The 5,253-nt window shown below is 62.1% G+C and carries 5 protein-coding genes, 1 tRNA gene and 1 pseudogene; 5 read left to right on the forward strand and 2 right to left on the reverse strand.

The genetic code is table 11. The annotated features are described in order from the left end of the window. The 4 genes and pseudogenes from L9Z73_RS24610 to L9Z73_RS24625 form a co-directional block, all read left to right on the forward strand. Nucleotides 1-316, forward strand: a pseudogene (locus L9Z73_RS24610) (methyltransferase domain-containing protein); the annotation flags it as partial. 74 nt (nucleotides 317-390) lie between these two features. Next, on the forward strand, nucleotides 391-1,458 hold the full coding sequence (gene mutY / locus L9Z73_RS24615; RefSeq protein WP_247406625.1) for an A/G-specific adenine glycosylase: 1,068 nt from the start codon (nucleotides 391-393) through the stop codon (nucleotides 1,456-1,458). Next, a complete protein-coding gene (locus L9Z73_RS24620) occupies nucleotides 1,455-1,727 on the forward strand; it encodes an oxidative damage protection protein (protein WP_017849944.1) in 273 nt (90 codons plus the stop codon). The genes mutY and L9Z73_RS24620 overlap by 4 nt, the downstream gene beginning before the upstream one ends. A 103-nt stretch (nucleotides 1,728-1,830) precedes the next feature. Then, nucleotides 1,831-1,906, forward strand: a tRNA-Phe gene (locus tag L9Z73_RS24625). Nucleotides 1,907-2,048: 142 nt separating this feature from the next. Here the strand turns inward: L9Z73_RS24625 and L9Z73_RS24630 are convergent. Together L9Z73_RS24630 and L9Z73_RS24635 are read right to left on the reverse strand one after the other, a co-directional pair. Then, nucleotides 2,049-3,656 carry an ArnT family glycosyltransferase gene (locus tag L9Z73_RS24630; protein ID WP_247406627.1) on the reverse strand — a complete coding sequence of 536 codons (1,608 nt, stop codon included), beginning with the start codon at nucleotides 3,654-3,656 and terminating at the stop codon, nucleotides 2,049-2,051. A gap of 78 nt (nucleotides 3,657-3,734) precedes the next feature. Beyond that, complete coding sequence (locus tag L9Z73_RS24635) at nucleotides 3,735-4,709, reverse strand: arsenic resistance protein (RefSeq protein ID WP_247406629.1); 975 nt, start codon at nucleotides 4,707-4,709, stop codon at nucleotides 3,735-3,737. Between the two features lie 172 nt (nucleotides 4,710-4,881). Here L9Z73_RS24635 and L9Z73_RS24640 point away from each other — a divergent pair. Continuing rightward, the coding region (locus L9Z73_RS24640; protein ID WP_247406632.1) for an alpha/beta fold hydrolase at nucleotides 4,882-5,253 on the forward strand (372 nt) is incomplete at its 3' end.

Here is a 5,253-nt window from a genome sequence, read left to right on the forward strand (position 1 = left end):
CCTGGGGCATATGTCGCTGTGGCTGGCCGAGCGCGGGCATCAGGTGACCCTGGCCGAACCCGCCGAGCCGATGCTTAGCGGTGCGCGCCAACGCTTCGCCGAGGCCGGGCAGACCGCGACCTTTATCCATGCGCCCTGGCAAGACCTGCTCGGCCAACTCACCGAGCCCTACGATGTGGTGCTGTGCCACGCCGTCCTCGAATGGCTGGCCGAACCCCACGCGATCCTGCCCGTGCTGCACCAGTTGACGGTGCCCGGCGGCTGGCTGTCGCTGGCGTTCTACAACCGCGATGCGCTGATTTACCGCAACCTGCTCAACGAGAAGCTGGAAGAGAAGCTCGACAAAGTTAACCCACAGTTGAAAGACGCGTTGAAAGGCCTGTTCAAACGATGAGAAACGAGCAGTTTTCCGAGGCGGTACTGAACTGGTACGACCGCCACGGTCGCCATGACCTGCCCTGGCAACAGGGCATCACGCCCTACCGGGTGTGGGTCTCGGAGATCATGCTGCAACAGACCCAGGTCAGCACCGTGCTCAATTACTTCGACCGCTTCATGGCCTCCCTGCCAACGGTCGAAGCCCTGGCCGCCGCGCCGGAAGACGAAGTGCTGCACCTGTGGACCGGCCTGGGTTACTACACCCGCGCGCGCAACCTGCAGAAGACCGCGAAGATTGTCGTGGCCGAGTACGCCGGCGAGTTTCCCCGCGACGTGGAGAAACTCACCGAACTGCCTGGCATCGGCCTGTCCACCGCCGGCGCGATCGCCAGCCTGAGCATGGGCCTGCGCGCGCCGATCCTCGATGGCAACGTCAAACGCGTGCTGGCACGCTTTACCGCGCAGGAAGGCTACCCAGGCGAACCCAAGGTGGCCAAACAACTCTGGGCCACCGCAGAGCGCTTCACGCCCCATGATCGCGTCAACGCCTACACCCAGGCGATGATGGACATGGGCGCCACCCTTTGCACCCGCAGCAAGCCCAGTTGCCTGTTATGCCCGCTGGAGAAAGGCTGCGAAGCCCACATGCTCGGCCTGGAGACGCGCTACCCGATCCCCAAGCCGCGCAAGACCATCCCCCAGAAGCGCACGCTGATGCCCATGCTCGCCAATGGCGACGGCGCGATCCTGCTTTACCGTCGCCCGTCCACGGGCCTGTGGGGCGGTCTGTGGAGCTTGCCGGAGCTGGACGACCTGGAAGACCTCGAACACCTCGCCCACCAGCACGCGCTGGAACTGGGTAAACAACAGGAACTGCCGGGGCTGATCCACACCTTCAGCCACTTCCAACTGGCCATCGAACCATGGCTGGTCCAGGTCGAGGAATCCGCCCATCACGTGGCCGAGGCCGACTGGCTCTGGTATAACCTCGCCACCCCGCCGCGCCTGGGCCTTGCCGCCCCGGTGAAAAAACTGCTGAAGCGCGCGGCCGACGTATTGAACGCAGGAGTTTCGTCATGACCCGCACCATCATCTGCCGCAAGTACCACGAAGAACTGCCCGCCCTGGAGCGCGCCCCGTTCCCGGGTGCCAAGGGCCAGGACATTTTCGATCACGTCTCCGCCAAAGCCTGGGCCGACTGGCAGAAACACCAAACGCTGCTGATCAACGAAAAGCGCCTGAACATGATGAACGCCGAAGACCGCAAATACCTGCAAGGCGAGATGGACAAGTTCTTTTCCGGCGAGGATTACGCCAAGGCCGAAGGCTACGTACCACCTGCTCAATAATTGAGCAAAAATCGGGGTCGGCACGTAAGCGACGGTAATAATTAAATATTTTTTGAAAACTTGCTTGACGACCCCCTGAAAAACCAGTTTAATGCGCCCCGTTGCCCAGATAGCTCAGTCGGTAGAGCAGGGGATTGAAAATCCCCGTGTCGGCGGTTCGATTCCGTCTCTGGGCACCACTATTAAGTTTCAGGTGGTGCAACTATCATCTGAAGCACACAAAAAACCCGCCTAGTGCGGGTTTTTTGTTGTCTTCGTTTTACCGATCCAAACCTGGGCGGCTCACCGCCGCCCCAGCACGCAATACCCGCCTCGCGCCGTCTACTTGAGCAAAAATACCAACAACGGATTGTCGTTCAGCCGTCCGTTGAACATCGGTGCCAGGTGCTCCACTGGAGTCCCCTTCAACTGCTCGGTTTCCTTGCGTGCCACGATCACCCAGGACGGCCGTGGCAGTGCGTCCAACTGATCCAGTTGGTTGCGCCCGATAAACAGCGGCTGCTCGTCGTGATCCAGGTTCATCATGTAGCGTACCGCCCAGGTGTCTCGGGCAAGGTCGACAAACACCAACGGTCCCGGTTCTTCTGCGCGAAGCGCTTCCACCTGACTGACAAACTGCCGGGTGTCGAACTGCAGGTCCTTGGCCGGCTCCACCACCGTCACCAGCAACAACCACTGCGCCGCCAGTGCGATCGCGCTGAGCCACACCAAGCGCCCCGCGCGACGCCAGGCGATCAATGCAGCCACCTGCAGGATCACCCACACGCCGATCAGCAACGGCAACGAAACGTCCGGCCAGTAACCGTGCTTTTGCCACCCATGCCGACACACAAAGACGACAACCACGCACAACGCCGGCAGCGCTGCGACGAGCCACGTGTAACAGCGACGCACCCCGACGAGCCAGTTCTGCGCGTGGAGCAGCCCATAGGAGGCGACAGCGGCAAACATCGGCACCATGGGCAGGATGTAATAAGCGCGCTTGAAGTGCGGCACCGACAGCCCGAGCAGAATCATCAAGCCGCAGGCGCCGAGCCGTGCGACCAGTTGCACGTCGTCGTTGCCCCAGCGTTCCGGCCAGCGATGCAGCAGCGCAACCATGCTCGCCAACGCCAGGGGCACCACGGGGAAGTAACGGTACAGACTCAGTTGGAAGTAGAAATAGAACGGTTCGCCGATTTCATCGAGGCGCCCGCCGACCTGCATCTTGAACACTTCATCGGCAAAGGCCTGGCCCCCACTGATCCGCGCCAACTGCATCAGCAGCCACCAGCAACATGCCAACAGCAGCAACCCGAGAATGCCGTGGATCAGCACTTGCTTGACCCGCTCTCCCGGGCGGCCCAACGCCCAATACACGCAGACCACACCACAGACTTCGATCAAGCCCAACGGCCCGCGAATCGCAAAGCCCAGGATGAACAGCGGGAACACCGCCAGCCGCCGCAGGCGCGAGCCAAGGCGTTCGCCACTGTGCAGCAGGTAGAAGCTGCCGACGCATAACAGCGCCACCATCTGATCCAGGCACACCGAGCGCGATTTCTCGAGCAACTGGGTGGTGAGCAACGTCAGCAACACCGTCAGCAGCGCCCAGGGGCGACTGGACGGGGCCAGCAAGCGATAGATCAGCGCCACCACTCCGGCAGAGGCCAACGCGGTGGGCAGGATATTCGCCAGGTGGTTGGGCGCGCCGAACCACCGGGCGAATACAAAACTGAAGAACGTCGCGGTACCGGGATAGTCCGCGTAAGGCTGGCCGTAGGTGGTCGGAAAAAGACTCGCCCCATGACGAAACATTTCCTGCAGGAACAGCGCCCAGCGTCCGTCAAACCCTTGGGGTTGCTGGTCCCAGATCCCCAAGGTGAACAGCAACAAAGCAATCAGAAAAATGCCCAGGGACTCCAGGCGAAAACGGTTGCGGTGATCCATCGGTTGTCCTGTCAGGTGGGGAGCGGCGGCTTATGGTGCCGAACGCATCCCAAATAGCGCCTGAACAGACCTGAACATTCATGCTTCTGGCCGATCTGCGCGCCACACCAACGCCGGGATCAGGCGAACGTAGATCAACTCGCCAATCAACTCGACCAGGGTTTGCAGGATCACCGCCGTCGCAGCCAACCCGCGCACGCCTTCGGGCAACGCCAGCGCCAGGGGCAACACCACCAGCGAGTTACGCGTCGACGCGCTGAACGTTACCGCGCGCGCCGTGACCGCCGGCAGCGCGAACAGTCGCGCGGCGAACATCCCCATCAATGGCGCCAGCAGCACGAAGCCGACGTAGACCGGAATCACCGGCAGCAGCAGGCCGATATCGCGCACCACCGAGGTGATTTGCGAGCCGATCACCACAAACAGCACCGCTGCCATCGCCGGCACCGGCAACCAGGCCCAGGCATCGTTCCATGCGTTGACGACCGTGGATCGCCGCGCCAGCGACGTGGTGCTCACCGCCAGCACCATCGGCACCACGATCAACAACAGGAACGCCTCGACAAACGGCCGCACTTCCACCACCACCACGGACTGCGCACCCAGGATCAAACCCAGGTACACCGGCAACAACACCAACTGCAGCAACAACAGCACCGGCGTCGCGGCCAGCATCAAGCGCGAATCGCCCTTGCCGATATGGGTAAACACCACCACGTAGTCGATGCACGGCGTCAGCAACACCAGCAACGCCCCCACCAGCAAGGCCGGGCGCTCCACCAGGCCACGCGTCAGTAGCCACACCAGCAAGGGCACGAGGATGAAATTGGCCAGCAGCAACGCCGCCAGGAAACGCTGGTTGCCCACGCCTCGGCGCAGCGCCAGAAACGGGATTTGCAGGAACATCGCATACATCAGCACCGCGATGGCCGGCGTGACCAGCAAGCCGAGGCCATGCGCCAATGACGGCGCAAGCAGACCGAAAGCGGCGGCCAGGAGGACGGCGACGAAGTAGATGGGGATCTGGTGGTGTTCGAGGGTGTCGCGGGTCATGGGCTGACTCAGCTCGATCGAAAGATCGCCAGCCTAAGCACCCAAGAGGATAACGTCGAGCAACGTGACAGTCTTCGTGCCCATGACGGCCTAAATTTGGTAGTTTCGACTTCTTATAAAAAGCGCGCGGGCCTACACGCCCACAACAAAAGCGCAGATATCGAGTTGACCTATGGACCTGCCCACCAGACCCACCCCCGAAGCATTCCTCGACCCCGCCGCAGACGGCTACCCGCTTGGCGGCTTCATCTGGCGTCACATCCGAACCGACCCTACACGCCCGGTCGTCATCATCAACGCCGCCACCTCCGTGCGCTGCCGCCACTATTCACGCTTCGCCGACTATTTGTTCGCCAACGGCTTCGATGTCCTCACCTACGACTATCGCGGCATCGGCGAGTCCCGCCGCGGCTCGCTGCGAGGCTTCAAGGCCTCATGGTCGGATTGGGGCAGTCTGGATTTCGAGGCGATATTGCAGCGGGCGCAGCGCGAGTTCCCGGGGCAGCCGATCGATGTGGTCGGGCACAGCTTTGGCGGCTGTGCG

The sequence above is a fragment of the Pseudomonas emilianonis genome, assembly GCF_023072625.1.
In the GTDB taxonomy this organism is placed as follows: Bacteria; Pseudomonadota; Gammaproteobacteria; order Pseudomonadales; family Pseudomonadaceae; genus Aquipseudomonas; species Aquipseudomonas paraveronii.